Below are 22,887 nucleotides of genomic sequence, written 5' to 3' on the forward strand. Positions count from 1 at the left end.
TTGAGTTTAAACTTAAATTTTTATAAAAATTTAAGTTTATTTATGAAGTTAAGGTACTACCTGGTAGCACTGCTTTCATCATTATTTTTGCAGAGTAGTGCTAGCTCTAGAGCAATTTTGGATAAGGAAATATTTTATGTAGAACTAGACGGAAAAATAGATTTGAGATTCGGCTACGCCTTCAACAGAGGTTCTTTCAATGCTAAGGCTAAAACTTCAAGTTATTCATACTTGCGCTTTCTTTATTTACAGCAAGTTTATCCAAATACTCAAATGGGGTTTAATGTTAAGGCAGGAGTTTCTGGTATTGCAAACCTAAAAGCGTTAGACATAGAAAAGTTAGACATGGAGGAATGGTATTTCATCATTAAAAATCAGGTGCTTGGATCAATTGAATATGGTAAAAGAAGTTTAGTTAGTCAGGGCATGTTAATTAACACTTCAAAAATTTATACAGCTGCTGGAGGAGTAAATGGTCATTGGACAAACTATGCAAATTTGCGTGGTAACGAAAACAGAGATAATGGCCCTGGATATGATAAAGACAAGGTATTTTGGGTAAAACCCAACATTTACAGTAATTATAATGGACTCGAACTAGGGTTAAAACAATCATCAATTAACTACATCTCCCCTGAAATCTATAACTTTCAACTCGGGTTCAGTTATGTCCCAGGAAAAAATAACTTACAGTACAGCAATTTAATTGCTGCTGGCCTTTCCTGTAAAAATGGCCTATCAGATGATATAAATTTTACTACTGCCTTAACTGGTGAATTTGCAAGAGAAAATTTAACTGATTGCTCAGATGGAACTTCTAAAAATTATGAATGTCGTAATCAATTACTGCACTGGAATTTTGGTTTGGAGCTAAAATTGTTCGATCTTGATTGCATTTTTTCGTATGGTAATGGCGGTAAATCTGGTGAGAAGCGTAATCCTGAAATAAATAATACGTATTATATGAATGCAGGTATTGCTTACCATTCTGATTCTCGTAAATTGAGCTTAACATATTTCAATAGTGGTAGGGATATTGCAGCAAACGAGTTAACATCATATGCTTTAAGCCTTGAATATCCATTTTTTACGGGCACTTCATACTATTTCGATATTGTAAAATTTAGTACCAAAGAGCCTGAAGTAGAAAATAGCAACTCTGGTTATGTGCTCTTGACTGGACTGAAATTAAGTTTTTAATGAGGTTATATTGCCTCCTGTCATCCAAGTAGCGGATAACATAGAAACGAAAAACTTACTTGACACATTTTGCCAGCCCCCTTATCATGGTACTGAAGCTGATTATTTATCTTCGCAATCTCTGCAGTGGATTAATGACAAAAAAACTTAATGTATTTGGCGTAAATCATGCTTAATTTTTTGCACTATGTGCACCTCATGTCTTTATAAAACTTTTAGGTTTCTACCTATACAAGACGAAACGCGCTTATAAAGCGTTTAAGACAGTAAAAGACGTCAAATAGACAAGGGAGAATTTGAATACTAGCTACCCTGGGGTTTCTTTGCCTTTTTTTCCGCTCAGTAAATTTCTTAACGTTTATAATTTAGGTTAGTCGCATTTAAAAGCAGCTAAATTGCAGCGTTTAGAATAAAAAACGCCAATATTTTGAAGTACATATAAATAACTAGCCAACCATGGGGCTTCTTTTGTCTTTTTTTCGTTTAGTAAATTTCTTAATATTCATGGCTTAGGTTAGTTACAAATTAAGAGCAATATTCATGGAAATGGTGTCATTCCAGTGCCCAGACACTGGGATGACAGGAGAAGGTACTGGGATGATACCACTATAGAGCAAACCAGTGTCAGCTACTTGGATGACAGACAAGAAAATGTTTATGACTAATTTTTAGATCAAACACGGAATTTCGATAAACTTAACTTTTTTGTGAGACTGTTCAGCAATAATAAATAAATTGAAAGGAAAGGTTATGGTAATAGAAAAGGAAAAGTTTTTTGAAATAATACGCAATGTGAGTGAGAGTGAAGGTTTGAATAAGGATAATTTGCTTGAAAGAATAGGGAGTGAGCTAAAAGGTGTAAACCCAGAAGCATATAGCACTTATAACAATTTGAAGATAGATAAGCTATTCATGGTACAAGATTTAGATAAAATTGCAAGTTACACATTGTTACATCTTGCTGTGGAATGTAACAGTGTACCAATAGTAAAACTCCTACTAGAAAAGAAAGTAAAAGTTGATGAACAAATATCGGGTGATGTTAATTCTAAATTCACTGCTTTGCACATTGCTGCTTTGCATGGTCATCAAGAGATAGTTCAGCTTTTATTAGATGCTAACGCAAATCCTTCACTAAAAGATAGTCAAGGCCGAACTCCAAGGGATATTGTCGGCGATGTAAAAGGTAAAAATGCTATAATAAAAATGTTAGAGGAAGGAGAACAACGTTATGCTGAGGCAAGAAAGAAAAGACTAACTTATGGACAAGGCACTTTACCGCAGCCTAATAATAAAACTCCAGGAAATTTAGCTGTGGGCGGAAATAAAATAACTGCTGCAGTGCAAGCATGGAATGCAAAAGGTCAGGGAGAGAACAATGGAACTACACCAAACAACAGAAAAATCTATGTACAAAATGAGAATGAACAGACTTCTTCAAACTCAATCATTAATGAAAACAATACAGACAAAGTAGGTGATACATTAGGAAGAGAACAGGCTAAAAGAGATGCTGTGGCGCAAAAGTTGCAAGAGATAGAACAAGGACTTGTCAATAATCAGAAGCGCATAGAACAAACCGGTCATAATCAACATTCGGAACAATACGGTGCTACATATAATGGGGAACAGACCTCTTTAGATTTGACTACTGATGAAAGTAGTAACAACAGTGGAATAAATACTTCCACAGAAGACATCGGTAAAGAGTTAGAAAAACACAATACACGAGATGAAAATGGAATGACTCCTTTACACCATGCTGCTGCAAATGGTGATATAAAGACTGCAAAGTCTCTAATAGATAAGGGAGCAGATGTTAATGCACAAGATAAAGATAGCATGACCCCTTTACATCGTGCTGCTGCAAACAATAATGAAGAATCAGTGAAACTTTTGGTAGAATATGGAGCAAAAGTTGATGTACAGGATAAAGATGGACTGACCCCTTTACATTATGCTGCTGCATATGTTTGTGTAGAGATTGCAAAGTATCTAATAGATAATAGAGCAAATGTTAATGCACAAGATAGCGCTGGGCATACTCCCTTATATTATGCTGTTGCAAATGACAATGAAGAATTAGCAAAACTTTTGATAAAATATGGAGCAGATCGCTCATTGATAAAGGATGAAGGCCTAATAATAGATAGACTAAACAAGCTATCTGAGGTTGTTGTAAGTTGGAAATGTGATATAAAAAGAAGCAAGAAGAAAGATAACTCTATAAAAATGTGGTTATCGCCAGGCTTGAGCAACCGTAAGACGGTAGTATTATAACATACGTAGATATCAAGGTACTCAAGCCTATCCTTCGAGACGTTTGAATAGTTGTTTGGGACATATATATGCACCCGTTTACAATCTTAAATTTTAACTTAAACTCTCGAGGTTCTTTATGGTTACATCTTATCAAAATTTTATTGGCATTGATATCGGAAAACTTGAATTTTTTACTGCAGTTAATGAACAAAAAGGTGTCATCAAATTTGACAATAGTTGTGTTGGTTGGAAACAACTCTACCAAAAATTTTCAAATATCTTGCCCAACTCCATGGTAATTTTAGAAGCTACAGGAGGTTATGAGCTTGGCTTATTGTATTTTCTTATTGATAGAAACATTGCTGTGCATCGTGCTAATACTCGTCAAGTTAAAAACTTCATTCTATCTCATGGAACTTTGGCAAAGACCGACAGTCTTGATGCAAAAGCGCTTGCCCAATATGGTTCTGAGCGTTGTGGACATTTGCAGCTATTTACACCTATCTCAAAAGAACAAACCACCTTGTTTGCACTTTGTCAGCGTCGTGACGATATTACGAAAATGCTTGTTCAAGAGAAGAATAGGCTAAAAACTCCTGGAAATGATTACATTAAGGAAAGTTGTCAACAAGCTATTGAATTCCTCAACAACCAGGTAGAAAAGCTTGATCAAGCTATACAAAAAATAGTCAATGAAAATCCTGAATTGCAACGATGCCAAAAAATTCTTGAAACAGTCCCTGGAATAGGTAGAAAAACCTCTCAATGTTTATTGTGTCTCATACCGGAACTTGGTTCTTTAAATAAAAGGCAAATTGCAAGCCTTGCAGGTGTTGCGCCTCATCCTAAGGAAAGTGGTAAAGCTATTGGCTACCGAAGGATTATAGGTGGAAGAAGTAACGTTCGTTCAAAGCTTTTTACAGCTGCCATGGCTGCTACAAGGTCCAAATCTGCACTTAGTGCCTTTTATTCTAAGCTTATTGAAAGTGGTAAGAAGAAGATGGTGGCTATAACAGCTCTAATGCGTAAAATAATAGTGATTGCTAATGCAAGGCTTAAAGAAGCAGTTAATTTGCATATTTAAAAATTTACATAGCAATAACTGAAATTGGTTAATGAATATGCGCTTTTAATGTGTGTGGACGCGCATATTCATTAACCAATTTCAGTTATTGCTGTGGTGGCTGTTTGATACAAAATTCTGTTTCTATAACAAATGGGTTTTTATTGCCCATATGAAGTTGCAAAATTACAAATAAAAAATTTTTAAAAAAACATAGTTGATATTTGGGGAAGAAACGCCTAGATACTCAAAGAAATATCTGATACCAAGATTAGCTTATAGAATGCAGGAGGAAGCGTATGGAGAAATGTCAAGAAAAGTAGCAAAAAGACTAGAGTATCTAGCAGATCGGCTAGAGAAGGGAAAAAGAATAAGTAGTGACAAATTGCCAGTAGCAGGAACGGAGCTGATATTAGAAAGGGGTGAAGAGACGCATGCAGTGATGGTAACAGATAAGGGTTTAATCTACCGAGAAGAATTTTATACGTCATTATCAGCAGTAGCAGGCAGAATAACGGGAATGAGCTATAATCGGCCTCTCCTATTTGGAATGAGAGACAAGGAGAAAAGATGCTAAAAGAAGTAAGGTGCGCAATTTATACAAGAAAATCGAATGAAGACGGTCTAGAACAAAAGTTTAATAGTCTTGACGCGCAGCGAGTAGCATGTGAAAAATATATAAAGAGCAAAGAGGGCTGGGTAGCATTGGCAAGAAAGTATGACAATGGAGGCTTTTCAGGGAGTAATTTAAATAGACCAGCGATAAAGGAATTGTTTGAAGATGTAAAGGCAGGAGAAGTAGATTGTGTAGTAGTATATACGCTGGACAGGTTATCAAGGGAAACAAAAGACAGCATAGAAGTAACGTCATTTTTTAGAAGGCATAGAGTAAATTTTATAGCAGTAACACAAATATTTGACAATAATACGCCAATGGGAAAGTTTGTACAAACAGTGTTATCAGGAGCAGCGCAACTAGAAAGAGAAATGATAGTAGAGAGAGTAAAAAATAAAATAGCAACATCAAAAGAACAAGGTTTATGGATGGGAGGAACTTTGCCGCTAGGGTATGATGTAAAAGATAAGGAATTAATAATAAATGAAAAAGAAGCAAAGACGGTGAAGCATATATTTGCAAGGTATGTAGAGCTGAAGTCAATGGCAGCATTGGCAAGAGAGTTAAACAGAGAAGGATATCGAACGAAAGCAAAATCAGATATCTTTAAAAAGGCAACGGTAAGGAGAATAATAACAAATCCAATATACATGGGAAAGATAAGACATTATGAGAAACAGTATAAAGGAAAGCATGAGGCGATAATAGAAGAAGAAAAATGGCAAAAAGCGCAGGAATTGATAAAGAATCAACCATATAGAAAAGTAAAATATGAGGAAGCATTGCTTAGGGGAATAATTAAGTGCAAGAGCTGCAGTGTAAATATGACGCTGACATACTCAAAAAAAGAAAATAAAAGGTACCGATATTATATATGTAATAACCATTTAAGAGGAAAGAATTGTGAATCAGTAAATCGAACAATAGTAGCCGGAGAAGTAGAAAAGGAAATAATGAAGAGAACAGAAGGTTTATATGAAAATTGGGAAAAAGGAGCAAGAAAAGAAAAATGGGAAAATTTAAGTTTTGGAAAACAGAAGGAAGTAGTGAAAAAGTTAATAAAAACAGTATTGGTGAAAGAAGATGGAATAGAAGTGCATTCTGAATCAGAGGAAAAATTTATACCAATAAAGAAGAAAGGAAATAAATGCACAGTAGTAGAACCAGAAGGAAAAACAAATAATGCGTTACTCAAAGCAGTGGTGAGAGCCCATCTGTGGAAACGTCAGCTAGAGGAAGGAAAATATGCAAGTCTGAAAGAGCTGAGCGTTAAAATTAATATAGGTACAAGACGTATACAGCAAATTTTGAGGTTGAATTATTTAGCACCAAAAATTAAAGAAGACATAGTAAATGGAAGACAGCCAAGAAGTTTAAAGCTAGCTGATTTGAGGGAAATGCCGGTACTGTGGAGTGAACAAATGAAGAGATTTTATGGTTTTAATTGCACCGTTTAACAAAAGGAAATGAATAGTCTTGACGTGAACCAGTGTTACAAAAACTGACATTAAATTATATGAGGATATTAGTATGAATAGTAAAGATTTTTAATTTATATATGAAACCAGAGCAAACTATTGAGCAAGAGTCAAACTCACATAACAACCCCTTTTCTGCTGAAATAGAACCATGTTTTTATAGTAAAGGAAATCCTATATACGAAAAACATCAAATCAACCAATTGTAACTGGTATCAGCGTTATTGGTAAGCTGTGTTGCACTTTATGTTTTGAACATTTCCATTCATTTTGCAGTGGCAGCAGATGTGGGAATGACGTGTATGGGTTTTGCGCTGTATAACCAAGCTCGAGAAAGTGGAAGACATAGACCTGTATGTTATTACACAATCTCCTTCAAACCGAGGACAAAATGTTATGCTCAAAGCTTCAGGTAAATGGTAAACTTTTCTAGAACAATCTCTAAATTATTAACTCAATACTTATTTACCTACTATTCTTTTATTTAATAATTTTAGCTACCTTATGAACATACTAATATTCCTTTCGAAGCTTCCATCTTTTGCAGTTGGTCTAAACTATCAATTGACCTCATAAGAGTAGAAGGAACACCTGATTCTTTCACTACAAAATCTGATTGTTTAATAGTTTCAGCTAACTCTATAAGTATTCCGCAGTTTCTTTCAAAATCTCCACCTTTTACAGCTTGTAAAACACTTTTTCCCCCTAAAAGACAGCTTTCCCCTAGACTTGATTGATCTTTTAACTTGTCAAACTTCTCCTTGCTCTTTTCATCAAGCTCTACCTTTATTCTATTACTACCTTCATCCCTAGGACCTAGATAAATACTAATCTTTCCTACCTCAGTAGAAAAAGACATCTCGATGCTACCTTCTAAGACATCTGTGTAGTTCCTTTTTCCTCCTACACTTTCAACTCTTACTATACTTTCTCCAATCTGCAAAATGCCACTTTCTATATTGAAATTTTCATTCACCTTACTATTTATAACCTTCACAACTTCAACAATACTGTTTTGTGGCCACCTAAAAAAAGCAAGATTGTTATCCACTTCTACTGTTAGATCATCATCTTGAGCTTGTTCATTCTTGTTTACTAAACCTTCATATGCTATACTTTTTAGTTCTTTCTTAATTTTTTCGCATTCTGCAAAAATAGGCTCATCATTTCCGTACATAATTTCATCTATCATTCTATGATCGTAAAAATCAGAGTTTATTTTCGCACCTGCTAATAATAGCTTACTGACAATACTGAATAAAGGTTTTTCACTCTCCTCCCACTCATCTATTGCCTCTTCCCCGTTTTCTTTATACCGTGATCTAGTAGTAGGAGTTATACGAATAACACTATTAGCAATATCAATTATTTTGCTGAATACAAAATTTGACACAGTGCATTCATATTGATCACAGCATAAATTTAGTCTTATTTTCCTTTTCAAATACTCATCTATTAAATGTTCTATCTTTTCTAGAGTGACCTCTGCAGAATTTTCGTATCTATTTTCATGAAACTTTTTCATTATATTTTCCATCTTTTCACGAAACTCATTAATCAAAACTTTTTCGCTCTCAGTCAACAGATTTGTTAAATTCATTAAAATTGAGTTCTCTGGAACAAAAGAACTTTCAACAACAGTATTTTTGTCTTCAATAACGGACTCATTCCAGTCATCATCACTTTGTTCTTGACTTAACAATGATGCATTGCCTTCAATGGTTTGCCGACCAAAACGTTCCGTATGCTGTTCTTCATTAGCTAACCCACCATTTGCATAAACCTGCTCATTCTTTGAAATACATTCTAACACCATACTCCCTTAACCTATGAATACATTATCTACAACAATTAGCACAAATGAAAGCTAATGCAAGTATAATTTTTCTAATACCAATTTCCGTTAGTTATAAAACACATGAAAAAGAGCTGTTTTTGCCTATAATTGAGAAGTTAAACAAATTTATCATTTGTGTTCCCAATAACGAATGTTGATATTAGCCGCATGATGCATACGCTACTTTTAAATTTGATCAAACTTAATTAAAAAAGCAATGATTTTCAATAATTTACCTAAAATCTAATTCACAGTTGGGATGAGAACAGTGTTACAGAAACTGACACTTGATTATATACTAAAGCAAAATCACTCCAGATGCAAAAGTGGTTAGCTGCATAATTTACCTAGCAATTCCTCTCCTAGAATCAGAAACTCTTCTTGAATCTTCATCTTACGTTTTACCCATGAACCCTTCTGCTTATTGGATTCGCTTATTACTTCAGGACGCATTAATCCACCAGATCTAGGAAAAACTCCTCGGTCTATAGCTTCAATAAACGATAAACCTCACAATAAGCAATTTTGTCCTATTTCTTCACAATCTTCTATTCCTTTATTGTAACTTTCTATTTCCTTCAGTAGAAGTGCACCTTCTTTACTCACTTCTACTTTTATCGAATTTTTATTTTCTTCATGAGGGCATAATCTAACTTTTAATTCTCCCAAACTAGTATAGAAAGTTAATATTACATCGCTGCCTTCTGTAAGAACCTGTTTAAAATCCCAAAGAGATGAGCTAAAGTAGGAACAGGTAAATAATGAGGTATATAAATGAGTCAAAGGTATCCAAGCGACATAAGTCGAGAGCAATTTGAAAAAATCAAACCAATTTTAGAAAGTAGGAAAAAGAAAACGAGACCAAGATTAATTGATATATACGAAGTATTTTGTGGACGTGCTAAAAAGTGGTTGTCAGTGGAGAATGTTACCAAAAGAGTTTCCAAGGTGGGAAAACATATATTACTATTTTCAAATGTGGAATAAAAAAAATGGAGAAGAACCAAGTTTGCTGGAATTGGTCTTAAAAAAAATTAGTTGGAGAGGTCCGACAAAACAGTGGTCGGAAAGAGAAAACCAGTTTCTGCATAATTGATGCTCAAAGTGTAAAAAACACAGATACTGCTGAAAAAAAGGGCTATGATGCAGGCAAAAAGATTTCAGGCATAAAACGTCATATAGCAGTTGATATTCAAGGGTTACCACATGCAATTTATGTGACAACGGCAGAAACAACCGATCGTAGCAGTGCTGTGAGAATGGTTGAGAATGCAAGAGAAAACCTCTCTGAAGTTCAAAATATACTAGTTGATGCAGGCTATACAGGAGAAAATTTTGCAAGACAAATAAAAGCCATTATTGGTGCAACTGTTGAAGTAATAAAGCGAAGTGAATTACACTCTTTTGCTGTATTACCAAAAAGATGGGTTGTTGAGAGATCTTTTGCTTGGTTAGAAAAATGTAGACGGTTATGGAAAAATTGCGAGCGAAAACTTAACACTAGCCTACAAATGGTTGTTCTTTCCTTCATCTCTCTTCTATTGAGGAGATTTTAAACAGGTTCTAAGAACAGAAGAAGGAAAGTTATATTTGTTTGTTGCAATAGATAGAACATCCAAATTCACCTATGTTGAGCTGCATAAAAGTGCTACAAAACTCATAGCTACTGAGTTTTTACGTAATTTGATTAAAATTTTACCATATAAAATCCACACTATTTTGACAGATAACGGTATACAGTTTACCAATCAGAAGCACCTTAAGAACGCTTTTCAACACATATTCGATAGTGTTTGTGAAGAAAATAATATTGAGCATCGTCTAACAAAAGTTAGCCATCCTTGGACAAATGGACAAGTTGAGCGTATGTATTAGTTCTCTCTTTTGCGTTTGAAGCTGTAGCTGTAGATGGAACTGGAGCTAGACTGGACACAACAGCAGACGTAATATGTAAAATAATGGAGTACGCTCGCAAACTAGGTGGACCGATGATCACGATAGTGATAATAGGTGCGGCTTTGCTTGCAATATTCGGCAGAATGCCGTGGCCTGCGCTTTTTGCATTGGGTACGTTTACTGCTGTGTTTTTCGGCGCTCCTACAGTTGTAAGTGCAATAAAACCGGATGCAATATCATGTAAGTAGAGCCTTCTGCTAGTCCTGCAAACGAAAGATGCTGCAAGTCTCAAAAGTTTTAGGTAAGTGGTACTTCTTGTATCATTTACTTAAATCTAATCAGAGTAAAGTAGGACAAAATAAAAATTATCGGAAGCGTGATGAAAAAAGACCTGCTGCGAAATTGTATGTACTAATTTCAGGATGAATGAAAGACCTGCCGCAAAACAAAAATGGAGTATTTTTTTTAAGAGAGAGGTAAAAGAAGCCAAAATACGCCTTGAAAAAGCGATACAAGCTGGAGAGGAAGTGCAGGCAAGAGTAAAAGCTATTAGTTTATTGTATGATGAAGCAGAAGATTTATTCAATATATCTAGGAAGATCAGATGTAATCAGGCTGCGGAAGAATCTTTAGAGCAACAATATACTTTTCTAGTTTTAAATACAGACTATAAAGAAAAAATTAAGGGTATTTGCAATGAATACAGAAGCCTCAAAGAAGAGTTAAAGAGTAAGCAATCTATTGGTAAGGAAGAATTTGATAAGTTGTCGAAGTTAAATGATGAATTTAATAGATTAAACAAAAACTTTATTAAGCGTGAACAAAAAGAAAATGAATCTGCAAAAGATGACTTAAAATTTGATGATGTGGCTATCAACGAATTGAGGTCTCATGTAATTGCAGAAATAAAACAGGCAAGAGCTGCTGCTGAGGAGGAAAGAAAAATATTAAAAGAGGAACAGAAAGTAGCCGAGAAGATAATGATGCAATTACAAATGTCAGATTTAGCACAAACAGCAAGCCCTGCATTTAACAACGTAACTAATGAACCAGTTGCAGGTCCTTCTTGGCAGATATGAGAGATTTAAAATTTTTGAAAGGCTTGAACTAATATAGAAAAGATTTTATAAAAACATCAGCCTATTAGTGCCATGACAAATTTAGTTATTTACTTTTTACAAAAACCACAAAAAAGTACCTACCTTCGTGAGAGCGATTTAAATAAAAGCAGCGTTGTGAAAATAAAAGCTTGAAATTGTTGTAACAAAACTAAGTAAATTAATTCATATCTAAATGCGGCAAAAATAGGCTAATATAGCTAGTTTTGTGGTATAGTAGAATTATTATAAAGAAAAGTTCGAACGGTACACTTGGTAGTCCAATCCATCCCAAAACAAAAAGCTCTCACCGCTCTTGGTTTTGACCACTGGAAATGGTTGATTTGCTTGAGATTTTAATAATATATAATGCTAAATTAATGGTAATATACCCAAGAATGAAAAAAATTTTAGGCAAAATTATAATAAGAAATAGATCTTTTTTTCTGTCAATGCAGAAATTCCTTTAATTTCCTATATGAAGTTTTCGTAACCCCAATCTTTGAAATAGGTGATTGTCTTGCTCAGGTAGTGGATTTTGAGCTGTAAGTAGCTTTTCACCGTAAAAAATTGAATTAGCACCTGCAAGGAAACACAATGCTTGCAATTCATCTGACATTTTTTCTCGCCCAGCTGATAAACGTACATAAGATTTTGGCATCATAATTCTGGCTATTGCGATAGTACGAACAAAATCAAACGGATCAACGTCGGCCACATTCTCAAGTGGAGTTCCAGGAATTTTTATCAGCATATTAATTGGTACTGATTCTGGAGGATTATCCAAATTAGCAATGAGAACTAGCATTTTTATTCGATCCTCATTAGTCTCACCCATACCAAGAATACCACCACAACAGACCTTAATCCCAGATGCGCGTACGTGTTCTAACGTTTTTAAGCGATCTTGGAGAATACGTGTAGTTATGACTTTATGATAATATTCTTCAGATGTATCAATATTATGGTTGTAAAAATCTAAGCCAGCTTCCTTTAGCATATTTGCTTGGTAATCTTTTAACAACCCAAGAGTCACACACGTTTCAAGGCCCAATTTTTTCACCTCTTTGACCATTTCGCAAACAATTTTTAAATCTTGATCACGTGGACCACGCCAAGCTGCTCCCATACAGAAACGACTACTTCCAGCCTCTTTTGCACATTTTGCTGCTTCAATTACCTCAGCAATTTCTAACAAAGGCTCTTTTTGTAACTCGGTGTTATAGTGTGCTGATTGGGGACAGTAAGAACAATTTTCTGGGCAGCTACCTGTTTTAATACTTAAAAGTGTACTAATTTGCACTCCACTAGGATTAAATTGCTTCCTATGTTCTGTTTGTGCTGTATAAATTAGCTCAGGAAATGGAAGATTAAAGATTTGTTCTGCCTTGGCAAAAGCCCATTCTTCTGTCATAATTTAACACCTCTTAATAGATAGGTTATGTATAAACCATATGAAAAATATCATAATATACTAAAGAGTAAAGGAAAATATCGCCAATTGCCAAAAGCTATCCTGGAGAGTTTTATCAACTTTTCTACCAACGATTACCTTGGCCTAAGTCAGTCAGAAGTACTATTTGATGCAGCAAAGCTCTCTGGAGTACAGTTTGGAGTAGGATCCACTGGTTCTCGGTTGCTTTCAGGTAATAAAAAAATATTTGAAGACCTTGAGAAGAGGATTGCCCAAGACAAAGGAACTGAGTCAGCTCTTATCTTTAATTCAGGTTTTCAGGCCAATATAACGGTTCTTGCAAGCTTGTTAGATCAATCAGTGTTGGGTAACAAGCCTATTGTCTTTTTTGATAAATTAAATCATGCAAGTTTATATCAAGCTGTATTTTTAAGTGATGCTGAGTTTGTACGGTATCAACATAACGATATGAATCACTTGAGTAATTTACTTATAAAATTTAAAAATGACTTAAGATCGAAGTTCATTGTTACTGAAACAATTTTCGGTATGGATGGAGATATTGTATCAATAGAGGAAATCTTTGCTCTTAGTAAGGAATATGAAGCTTTTCTGTATTTAGATGAAGCACATGCAACAGGCATTATTGGTCGTAATGGATATGGCTTATCTACCTACATTAACCTTCAGAAAGTTCCACATCTAGTCTTGGGTACTTTTAGTAAAGCTTTAGGGTGCTTTGGTGCGTATGTTGCTTGTTCTAATGTTATAAAGAATTACCTAATCAATAAATGTCCAGGGTTTATTTATTCAACCTCTCTTTCTCCAATGATAATTGGTGCAGCAGCCAAAAGTTGGGATTTAGTAAAACATTTTACTAATCAACGCCAGACTTTATCCTTTAAGGCTGCAAATTTGAGAAACAACCTGCAAAATCTTGGATTTAACACAGGTAATTCAGTTACACACATTATACCAATAGTTCTAGGTGATGAGGATACTGTAATGAGTGCAAAAGAAAAGCTTTTGAAACAAGGGTTGGTTGTTTCTGCTATACGTCCACCTACTGTTCCTTCTGGAACATCAAGATTACGTATTGCACTCAATGTGAATCATACTGAAAGCAACCTAGACTATTTAGTGCATGTTCTTCAGCAAATATGAACTATTACTTTGTATTTTGTCACGGTTGGGGATTTGATTATAAGTTCTTTCAACCTCTTATAAATAAATATTTTTCTAAAATTCCTTACTATTGTTTAGATCTTGGTTATTTTGGAGAAGAAAACCTAAACTTACCAGAAGATGGTGCACTTATTGGTATTGGACATTCTCTTGGACTAATAAAACTAGCTTCCTTAAATGTAAAGTTTAATGGACTTATCGGTGTACAAGCTTTTATCAATTTTTTAGGATTTGATTTACGATTACACAAAAAACGCAAGTTAGAGTTGAAAACGATGATACAGCACTTTCGAATGGATCCAGTAGATACCCTGATGTCCTTCCATAAAAAATGCGGCTTAAACTACAACTCTTTTAATCGGTTAAATAAAGCAAAACTAATGCAGGATTTAGAGCTACTCACCACAGTACATCAGCTACCACGCACATCACTATTAATATTAGGTGCAACAAATGATACAATCGTACCCCAGGAACTTATCTATGATAACTTCAATAAAGATGTTAAAGTTGTTATGCATAGCAGAGGTTACCATAGTCTAGGGTTATGCGAATATCATTTTGTGTACGAGCAAATTATAAGTTTTTGTAATGGAATTACAAAAGAGATACATACAGGACAATTTTAGCAGAGCAAGCTCGTCTTATGATAATGTAGCTTTTGTTCAAAAAGAATGTGCTGCAAAGCTAATCAATTTGTTAAAAAGTTGTTTTCCTGAATTTCATCCACGATCTATTTTAGATTTGGGTACAGGTACAGGCTACATTCCAGAAATTTTGTTTAGTTTCTTTCTGCAAAGCAAGTTCACTTTAAATGACATATCACCTAGTATGTTGGCAAAAACAAAAGAAAAATTAGCAGTATATAAGGAAGTTGCATTCATCTTAGGCGATATGGAAACACTAGACTTTGGCTTTCACGATCTTACCATTTCAAACCTAGCACTTCAATGGGTGCGCAATTTAAAAAAGATGATAAAGAAATCATACAATAGTTCAAATGTCTTTGTTTTTTCGTGTTTACTGGATGGTACATTTAATGAATGGTCTAGAGTCTTTACAAAATCCTTATTACCTGCACCAACTCATCAGTATCCATCTAAACAAGAATTAGAAAGCTATTTACTTCACCTGAAACCAAAAAAATATTTTTTCGACTCACAAGAATTCACATTGTGTTTTCCAAGCGCAAGTGAATTTATTAGATACCTTAGGAATCTAGGAGCAAATCAAAGTAGCCAAGCAATTTTTTTTCCTGATCTAAGGAAGATCGTAAAAACCTATACTGGCAAGATTAATGTTACCTATAAAGTATTTTTTGGAATTTTAAGTAGATGCAGATCTTTGTAACAGGAACAGATACCGACGTTGGTAAGACTACTATAAGCAGTTGGCTCTGCCTACACACTGGGTATTCGTATTTCAAACCCATCCAGACTGGAAGTACTCTAGGTACAGATAGTCATCAAATGAGCAATTTGACTAACGCCAACGTTTATAAAGAAAATTTTGTTTATAAAAGACCCCTATCTCCCCACTTGGCAGCTTCGCTGGAGAATGATAGCATTAATATCGATAGGATTAGCTTGCCCAAAACACATAACTTAATCGTAGAGGGTGCTGGAGGAGTTTTAGTTCCAATCAATAAAACCACACTAATGGTCGATTTAATCAAAAAACTCGCCATTCCAACAATTCTAGTTGCAAGGTCTACACTTAGCACAATTAATCACACATTGCTCAGCTTAGAAGCGCTACGTGCTAGAAATATTCCTATTTTGGGGATAATCTTAAATGGACTACCCAATCAAGATAATCTTGAAGCAATAGAATTTTATGGTAGAGCACAGGTGTTAGCATCAGTACCCAAACTGCAACAAGTTGATAGAGAACATCTGATGCAAATACCACTCTCAAATCGATTAAAAGCTATCTTGGAACAATGAATTTAAGCGAACGTGACAGAAAAATCATATGGCATCCTTTTACGCAAGAGAAAGTAGCCAAATTTCCAATTGCAATTAAGAAAGCTCATGGGTCATATCTTTATGATGAGAATAATAAACCATACCTCGATCTGATTTCCAGTTGGTGGGTAAATCTGCACGGTCACGCTCATCCCAAGATTGCTCAGGCTATATATGAGCAAAGCATGACTTTAGAACATGTAATTTTTGCAGGATTTACTCATGAGCCTGCAGTAACGCTTTGTGAAAAGTTAAAAACTCTACTACCAGATAAATTATCCAGATTTTTCTTTTCAGACAATGGTTCAACTACTGTTGAGGTAGCACTAAAAATGGCCTATCAGTACTGGTGGAATCAGGGTAACCGTGAAAGAACTACTTTTCTGAGTTTTGAAGGAGGGTATCATGGAGATACATTTGGCGCGATGAGTGTAGGCGTTAAGTCCGGCTTCCATGACGCATTTTCAAATCTGTTATTTTCTGTCTTAACAGTACCTTTTCCAGAAACCTGGGACGAAGATGAAAAAATAGAAAATAAAGAGGAACATTCTCTTAAAGTACTAGAGGGTCACTTACGTGCTGGTTCTCGTAAAATTGCTGCATTAATTCTAGAGCCTTTGGTGCAAGGAGCAAGTGGCATGAGGATGTGCTGTCCAGAGTTTGTTAGAAAAGTTGTCAATTTAGTACGCCAGCATGGAATTTTGATAATTTGTGATGAAGTTATGACCGGCTTTGGCCGTACTGGTACTTATTTTGCTCTTGAACAAACTCAAATTATACCAGATTTTTTATGTATTTCTAAAGGATTAACAGGAGGTTTTCTTCCACTTGCTCTCACAATTACTACCGAAGAAGTTTACTCAGCATTTTTAAGTGAACATTTTACTAAAGCGTTCGCTCATGGTCACTCCTACACTGCCAATCCCCTGGGTTGTGCAGCCGCAATTGCTTCTTTAGACTTGTTAGTTAAACACGATACCATGGAGTCAATTAAGAGGATTCATAGTATACATAAAAAGGAATTAGCAAATTTGTCTGAAGCTTGTAAGAACGTCGAGCGTGCACGTGTGACTGGTACAATAGCAGCTTTTGATGTTCATGATGCACAAACACTAAAGATAAAATTTTTAGAGCAAGGACTTTTAATAAGGCCACTTGGTAATTCAGTTTACTTACTACCGCCTTATTCAATAAGCACTTTTGAGCTTGAAGAAGCTTATAATAAGATCAGAAATATTCTCAGGATTTTTTCATAGTGACTTTACCAGACCACGCGATTCCAAGAAAAAATCTTCTCGCGCTAGCTGCTTTTTGTTGCTAGAAATGGTTGTATCAATTAAGTTTTTATTGAAAATTACTGGTAAATTAATAGTGATTTCGCAAAAAAGTTAAGGCAATTTTTATGATTGGTTTTTTATAAAAAAATGTTGCTTTGTGGAAATATTCAAGTAGTTATATATACAGTGGTGTTTCACTGGCTTAAGCGATATGACAATGTAGGAGGGCTTATAATGGAATTTAATTCAGGGGGTATTGGTGAAGATCCTTTAACATGTCAAAATGTTAAAAATCTTTCACTCAAAGAAAATAGTATACGTAATCTAAAAAAAATAGGTAAGGAAAATAGTGAATCAGCAGCAATTAGTGTTGCTAGAATCGGTGCAAGTGTTGAAAAAAAAATTGCTGCAAGAAGTTATCCTTACGCAAGGAAGACTAAAACTCGAATTAAAAATCTTTCACCCAAAAGAAATGGTATACATAATCTAGATTTAAACAGAATAGGTAAGGAAAATAGTGAATCAGCAGCAATTAGTGTTGCTAGAATCAATGCAAATGCTGAAAAAAAACTGCTGCAAGGAAGTAGAAATCCTGCTATGAGATTGAATAATAAAATTGAAGAGATTTCAGATAAACGAGATCAGCTAGAGCGAGAATTGGAGGGAAGTAGCAATGCTGCTATAGAGTTGATTAATAAAGTGGAAAAGTTGAAGAAAAAGAGTGATAAAGTTAAGGAGCTTAATGAAAAAGTTTTCTCAATCGAGGCAGAAAGAAACACCCTAAAAGATCAGATTACAAAGATACAAAATGAGTTAGCACGAAAGGAAAGTGAAATTGGTAGGTTTAATGATCAGGTCAGTAAAAGCAATCAGCAGATTGAGCAGCTTAAACAACAGTTTAAGGAAAAGGAAGAACCGAAGTCTGTCAGAAATCTAGAGCAGTTGCAGAACATATCAGGGCGGAATAAAATTGAAACTACAGTACCTGAAAATAGTGCAGAAAGTGAACTTAATTCTACTCGGTTGACAGAATTTGAAGGAAATAACACACATGTACAAGCTTCTGCTACACCTGCTGAAACGGTAACTTCAACGAATGTAAAAAATATAGTAAAAGTTCCTGTTATGCTGGAAACTCCATCTGATAAAAGCGGAAGTCAAAAACTTGTTTCTGTTCAACAAGAAATGTCTTCGGTAGCTAACGAAAGCTCTGGACAAGTGAATAGTTCTCAAACCAATGGCATGCAGCCTAATAATTCAAGCAATGGAAGTATTCTTGTAACACAAAGCGTACAAAAAAATAAGTGGCCTACCACAGCTACATGGAAATTAGCGATAGCTGGAGTGCTTGCAGGAATTGCTGCATCAGTTGCATATTTTACTTTCAGTGCTAGTTTGCTGGTAACAGGAGTAATATCAGGTGTTGGAGCTTGTTGTCTGGTTGCTGCTGCAATTGTATGTTATTGTAATAAACTTTCAAGTTCACTTGAAAAGATTAGCATCGATAAAGTTGCAGTCAATGGATATACTGCAGCAGCAAGTTGTGAATAAATACAGTGGTCTATTGTTGAATAATTTGCTATGATTGTTCAATTATTAACAGATGAAAGCTTGGTAGACCACGAGATTCCAAGAAAAAATCTTCTCACGCTAGCTGGTTTTTGTTGCTGGAAATGGTTGCATCGTTTAAATTTATTAATGTTATATACTACCAAATTAATAGTTGCTCATTTAAGAACCTCCTTCAACTTTACCCAACTCGACACATATACTTTTTGAAACATTGCTGCAAGTAGAAAAAAACAGGTTACCCACCTTAACTTCTTTAAATTTGCTCACAATCTCTACTTGATGCATAAGGTTTTTGTTACACTCCTTTCATCTACCGATTACCTCTACCTACCGCCTTTACCTTTGCTAAGGTCAGAAACACGACTAGCTTCAGGACTTTCTAAGCTCGACTGTGGCAGGTCACCAAAATTACTGGAATCACTAACACCAAGCGATATAGGTGCTTCTACTAATCCATACCCTCCTCCTACTCTGTGATATCCTAATTCTAGATAAGTACGCAGTAATGGATCAATTTGTTCTCTATTTTGAATGTATGCTTGCAATTGCACATCTTGAAATCCCGGATCATTCCTGAATAATTGTGAAATGCCCACTCTTATGTTCTGAAAGTAATTTCTATCTCTGTTTGGGAGGCCTCTTCCAAGAAAATCGCGTATTATATTTATGATATTCTGCACTTGCCCAATATGATTTTCGTTTAGAACTCGATTAATATCACTAGCATTTTCTAATGTCCATAAACCACAATTCCAACCATCTGTTTGCTGACGAACAGAAACATTATTAATCCTGATATTATTTCCTAAGTTATTTTGAATGATATCGGTAATACCACCTGGAACAGCAGTAGCAGTTGAATCAGCATAGTACCCAACATAGTTCCCATTTTGACGTTCAATCACTAGTGTAACCCAATGAGTATTATTTAAAGTAATTATTAAAGTTAAACGCTGTTGTTCTTCATTTTCCCTAAATTGATTTAATACTCTAACAATGTGCTCGTTACCGTCATTCCTTGCCAAATTAGCTACTTCAAAAGTGTGATTACCTTCAGTACGAAGCTGATATCGCAATCTTCCAGCGTGAGCTATATCAATTTGTTGAAGCCAGTAATCATAATGTCCATTTCTCGTCGCAAATTCTAGTGTAAGCAGATCGTTGACATTTTGTATTTGATTACCATCTCCAAGAAGATTGTTTATTTGTCGTAATATTTGTTCTTGTGATAAATGAGTAGTTGTAGTTCCTTGTGATCCATTATGTGCAATATTATCTGTACCTGACCCTATTCTCCTTAAAACCTCTTCTCTTGTACCCTTGAAGTGACGTATAACATGTACCTCAACCCATTCATCATTACCTCGACTATATAAGAAAGTTGATGGCTGTCTTTCACCTTCATTAACATTTTCCTGAAAATTTCTAAATCTTTCATCTAGATTCCCTATTCCCTCCACTATTTCAGGTCTTCCAGTCTGTTCTGCCCCTAAAACACGACTATGACGATCAATTATATGTACATACAGTTCTTGTGGAATAGTTATAAGTTCTTCCTCTCTTCGTGCATCTCTATTAAATAGAGCATAAGACAAAACCACCTCATTTCCAGAAGTAATAAGCAAATATCCTCTTTGCTTGTTCATAAGTTCTTTTATTCGATCTTTTGCGTTATTCTCCTTTTGTGCTACTTCTTCTGCATTACCAGCAAATCTTAATATATATCCAATTGGATGAGTATCTAGATCATTCTCTGTAGGTTGTCTTAATAATAAAAGGTCTAATCTCTGTTCTGTAATTCTTGTGAGTATTACCCTTTCTCCTTCTTCTTCCTGACCCCTTTTCAAACTATATGTTTGACCAATTTTATACATAGTAATCACTTTATAAGGATTATCACTAGCATAAAATGTACCATGTAGTATAGAACGAAATTTATCCTCACTATTAACATTTATTGCATCCATAAGTGGCATCAATGCTCCAGAGATCTCTTGAAATAGTTCTCTATGCTGACCTACATTTTGCCAGCCATCATTCATAACTTGATTCAAAGTGTTATGTACATTTTCAGCATTAGGCACTTGTACAAGATCACCAGCAAGAAAATTATTTGCATTATTATTTTGGTAATCGTGATACAAACCAAGGTCATTTGGTTGATCAATATCTAGCTCAAATTGGTCATTAAGTGTGAATGAAACTTTCCATACATGAACATCATTCCCATCAATATTGAGAGTTTGTAAATTGATAGCTTCTTGTTGTACATCATCATTAATTCTGATATTAAATATAACTATATCAGAACCTTGAGCATGAAAGACCATGGTTAAAGCATGATCCCCATCATCATATCTAAGTATATACTTTGCTATAGGTACCTCTACTTCTTCTTCACCTTCTAGTTGTAAATGATGTATATCAAAAGCACTACTCCCAAAAGCAAAACCAGTTATACAATCAAATATTCTGTTATAATTCTCTGCATTCCTTGGTATTTCATTAGGAAGGTGTTGAAGCAAGAAATCTCTAATATTTTCTCTAATTCCTTCATTCTCCAAACACTCAAATAATCTTTGTACTAAAGGAAATCTATCCTGTTGAAGTTCTACTATATCAACACTAAAGGGATCTAGATTTAAATTAAAATTTAATCCAACACAGACAGTATTTCTTGATTCAGTATGAATAGGTATAAATGAAGAAGTGTGTAACCTTCCAGCGTAGCCTATGGCACAGTTTAATGCAACATCTGACGGTGTATCAAATATAGCAAGATTAATAACAATAGGAATATTTTCTCTTTCTGCTTGATGACGTACAAGAAATGCAACATGTGAGTTTCTAGGAGATAAGTCAAGGTCAATGCCTATTGCGTAGTGATGACTAAAATTTGCTAAGAAACCTAATAAAAACCCGTGACTCTCAAACTTTTGACTGCGATTTTCAATATTATTTTCTATCTGCGCTCTATAATTATTATAGGTATCAGTTATATATTCTAAAATATCTTCTCGGAGAGAATCTCTTACATCTTGTCTTTGGTTGCTTGCTAGCATTTCTATAAAATCGCCAATTCTTTGTTGACTAGGTTCGACTCGTGCAAAATTGATCAACCTATCAAGCTGTTCACACTGATTTCGATTGAGTTGTCTCCTTTCTATTTACTTAATTGTTAATCTGTGATCTTCTAAGAGCTGTCTAATAAGATTAATTTCAGATGCTGAATATTTGCCAAATTTATCTCTACCTCTAAGATCTTTTTCACGAATCACCTCGAATACTGTTGCAATTGCTTCTCCCTGACTCTTGCCCTTTCCATGCATGCATACTTTGTATTGCTCAAAATTTAGGTCTTCTTCCCTTAAATTTGGATTTTGCCCTCTAATCTCTCGCACTAGAGCATTTCTTTCCCTTGTACTGAACCTTAACCCATCACTATTAGGACGATCAGAAATACTGTAGCATCTGACAACTTGCTGTCCGTCACGATAAACAGCAACTTTTAGGTTTCCCGTATCTCGATTTTCACCATTACGTGGATTAACACCATGGTTATCAAAACGAAAATAGACTTTTTCACTTGGATCTAAAATACCTTCATCATGCGCAGTAGCAAACATACTAAAAAGAATACAGGAAGGAAACAACCTGCACTTACATGATACAAGAAAGATGGACATTGATCTAAAAAAGATTCAAACCTTTGTCTGAAGCCTTCAAGATCTCCATCCACTAAACTCCTAATAAGTCCATCACCATTATTCATATAAGATACCCTTCTATTTTCTACGGCTAGAGACACCACTCATACTAGGAGCTTCAAACTTGGACTGCGGACCATCACCAGAACCATCAAGTGGCAAAGATGTTTTCTTACTACCATGAGCTTGAGATTGCGTCCGTAAATCATACCTAGGGCCATCACCTACAGGACCAGGTGGTAAAATTGTTTTCTCTAACTCAGAGAATAATTCTTCTGCAAACAGACCGTAATCTACATTTACTCTTTTACCTTCT

Annotated in this window: 18 protein-coding genes and 5 pseudogenes; 16 read left to right on the top strand and 7 right to left on the bottom strand. The window is 35.0% G+C overall.

Going from position 1 to position 22,887, the window contains the following annotated elements; genetic code table 11:
- Window positions 1–42: 42 nt before the first annotated feature.
- The 6 genes and pseudogenes from OM966_RS04755 to OM966_RS04780 all read left to right on the top strand — a co-directional run bounded on the left by OM966_RS04755 (window position 43) and on the right by OM966_RS04780 (window position 6,828).
- Window positions 43–1,200 carry a porin gene (locus OM966_RS04755; protein WP_264329011.1) on the top strand — a complete coding sequence of 386 codons (1,158 nt, stop codon included), beginning with the start codon at window positions 43–45 and terminating at the stop codon, window positions 1,198–1,200.
- A 750-nt stretch (window positions 1,201–1,950) separates the two neighbouring features.
- Entirely contained in the window at window positions 1,951–3,480 is a 1,530-nt protein-coding gene (locus OM966_RS04760) for an ankyrin repeat domain-containing protein (protein WP_264329012.1), read from the top strand.
- Window positions 3,481–3,598: 118 nt separating this feature from the next.
- Window positions 3,599–4,546: an IS110 family transposase gene (locus OM966_RS04765; protein WP_264328356.1), complete on the top strand. Its 948-nt coding sequence runs from the start codon at window positions 3,599–3,601 to the stop codon at window positions 4,544–4,546.
- Between the two features lie 199 nt (window positions 4,547–4,745).
- Window positions 4,746–5,102: pseudogene (locus tag OM966_RS04770) on the top strand (DUF2924 domain-containing protein); the annotation flags it as partial.
- Window positions 5,096–6,598, top strand: coding sequence for a recombinase family protein (locus OM966_RS04775; protein ID WP_264328354.1), 1,503 nt, complete (start codon window positions 5,096–5,098; stop codon window positions 6,596–6,598). The pseudogene OM966_RS04770 and the gene OM966_RS04775, both read left to right, overlap by 7 nt.
- A 101-nt stretch (window positions 6,599–6,699) precedes the next feature.
- Window positions 6,700–6,828 (top strand): hypothetical protein, encoded by a 129-nt coding sequence (locus OM966_RS04780; protein ID WP_264328353.1) that lies wholly within the window; start codon window positions 6,700–6,702, stop codon window positions 6,826–6,828.
- A 293-nt stretch (window positions 6,829–7,121) separates the two neighbouring features.
- On the opposite strand, the gene OM966_RS04785 is transcribed toward OM966_RS04780, so the two are convergent.
- The 3 genes from OM966_RS04785 to OM966_RS04795 form a co-directional block, all read right to left on the bottom strand.
- Window positions 7,122–8,435, bottom strand: coding sequence for a hypothetical protein (locus OM966_RS04785; RefSeq protein WP_264328352.1), 1,314 nt, complete (start codon window positions 8,433–8,435; stop codon window positions 7,122–7,124).
- Window positions 8,436–8,786: 351 nt separating this feature from the next.
- Window positions 8,787–8,909, bottom strand: coding sequence for a hypothetical protein (locus tag OM966_RS04790; protein WP_264328351.1), 123 nt, complete (start codon window positions 8,907–8,909; stop codon window positions 8,787–8,789).
- A 57-nt stretch (window positions 8,910–8,966) separates the two neighbouring features.
- Window positions 8,967–9,239 (bottom strand): hypothetical protein, encoded by a 273-nt coding sequence (locus OM966_RS04795; RefSeq protein ID WP_065095500.1) that lies wholly within the window; start codon window positions 9,237–9,239, stop codon window positions 8,967–8,969.
- Between OM966_RS04795 and OM966_RS04800 the strand changes: the two are divergent.
- From OM966_RS04800 to OM966_RS04815, 4 genes and pseudogenes are all read left to right on the top strand, one after another.
- Window positions 9,231–10,012: pseudogene (locus tag OM966_RS04800) on the top strand (IS5 family transposase). The gene OM966_RS04795 and the pseudogene OM966_RS04800 sit on opposite strands and share 9 nt — an antisense overlap.
- 7 nt (window positions 10,013–10,019) lie before the next feature.
- Window positions 10,020–10,325, top strand: a pseudogene (locus tag OM966_RS04805) (DDE-type integrase/transposase/recombinase); the annotation flags it as partial.
- A gap of 2 nt (window positions 10,326–10,327) precedes the next feature.
- Window positions 10,328–10,600, top strand: a pseudogene (locus OM966_RS04810) (TrbC/VirB2 family protein); the annotation flags it as partial.
- A 174-nt stretch (window positions 10,601–10,774) separates the two neighbouring features.
- Window positions 10,775–11,431, top strand: a complete 657-nt coding sequence (locus tag OM966_RS04815) for a hypothetical protein (RefSeq protein ID WP_264328349.1) — start codon at window positions 10,775–10,777, stop codon at window positions 11,429–11,431.
- A gap of 484 nt (window positions 11,432–11,915) precedes the next feature.
- Here the strand turns inward: OM966_RS04815 and bioB are convergent, their stop codons facing one another.
- Window positions 11,916–12,866 carry a biotin synthase BioB gene (bioB, locus tag OM966_RS04820; RefSeq protein ID WP_405197130.1) on the bottom strand — a complete coding sequence of 317 codons (951 nt, stop codon included), beginning with the start codon at window positions 12,864–12,866 and terminating at the stop codon, window positions 11,916–11,918.
- 24 nt (window positions 12,867–12,890) lie between these two features.
- Between bioB and OM966_RS04825 the strand changes: the two genes are divergently transcribed.
- The 6 genes from OM966_RS04825 (at window position 12,891) to OM966_RS04850 (ending at window position 18,843) form a co-directional block, all read left to right on the top strand.
- A complete protein-coding gene (locus OM966_RS04825) occupies window positions 12,891–14,027 on the top strand; it encodes an aminotransferase class I/II-fold pyridoxal phosphate-dependent enzyme (protein ID WP_264328347.1) in 1,137 nt (378 codons plus the stop codon).
- Window positions 14,024–14,677 carry an alpha/beta fold hydrolase gene (locus OM966_RS04830; protein WP_065095355.1) on the top strand — a complete coding sequence of 218 codons (654 nt, stop codon included), beginning with the start codon at window positions 14,024–14,026 and terminating at the stop codon, window positions 14,675–14,677. The genes OM966_RS04825 and OM966_RS04830 overlap by 4 nt, the downstream gene beginning before the upstream one ends.
- Entirely contained in the window at window positions 14,640–15,398 is a 759-nt protein-coding gene (locus tag OM966_RS04835) for a methyltransferase domain-containing protein (protein WP_264328346.1), read from the top strand. The genes OM966_RS04830 and OM966_RS04835 overlap by 38 nt, the downstream gene beginning before the upstream one ends.
- A complete protein-coding gene (bioD, locus tag OM966_RS04840; RefSeq protein ID WP_065095357.1) occupies window positions 15,383–15,994 on the top strand; it encodes a dethiobiotin synthase in 612 nt (203 codons plus the stop codon). Before OM966_RS04835 ends, bioD begins: the two co-directional genes overlap by 16 nt.
- Window positions 15,991–17,271 (top strand): adenosylmethionine--8-amino-7-oxononanoate transaminase, encoded by a 1,281-nt coding sequence (gene bioA / locus OM966_RS04845; RefSeq protein WP_264329013.1) that lies wholly within the window; start codon window positions 15,991–15,993, stop codon window positions 17,269–17,271. The genes bioD and bioA overlap by 4 nt, the downstream gene beginning before the upstream one ends.
- A 168-nt stretch (window positions 17,272–17,439) precedes the next feature.
- Complete coding sequence (locus OM966_RS04850; protein ID WP_264329014.1) at window positions 17,440–18,843, top strand: TomO hydrophobic C-terminal domain-containing protein; 1,404 nt, start codon at window positions 17,440–17,442, stop codon at window positions 18,841–18,843.
- Between the two features lie 344 nt (window positions 18,844–19,187).
- Here the strand turns inward: OM966_RS04850 and OM966_RS04855 are convergent, their stop codons facing one another.
- From OM966_RS04855 to OM966_RS04860, 3 genes and pseudogenes are all read right to left on the bottom strand, one after another.
- On the bottom strand, window positions 19,188–21,983 hold the full coding sequence (locus tag OM966_RS04855; RefSeq protein ID WP_319604187.1) for a cytoplasmic incompatibility factor CifB: 2,796 nt from the start codon (window positions 21,981–21,983) through the stop codon (window positions 19,188–19,190).
- A gap of 48 nt (window positions 21,984–22,031) precedes the next feature.
- On the bottom strand, window positions 22,032–22,490 hold the full coding sequence (locus OM966_RS07250; RefSeq protein ID WP_319604185.1) for a hypothetical protein: 459 nt from the start codon (window positions 22,488–22,490) through the stop codon (window positions 22,032–22,034).
- Window positions 22,491–22,649: 159 nt separating this feature from the next.
- A pseudogene (locus OM966_RS04860) lies at window positions 22,650–22,887 on the bottom strand (cytoplasmic incompatibility factor CifA); the annotation flags it as partial.

Source organism: Wolbachia endosymbiont (group A) of Andrena hattorfiana (genome assembly GCF_947179565.1).
GTDB lineage: Bacteria > Pseudomonadota > Alphaproteobacteria > Rickettsiales > Anaplasmataceae > Wolbachia.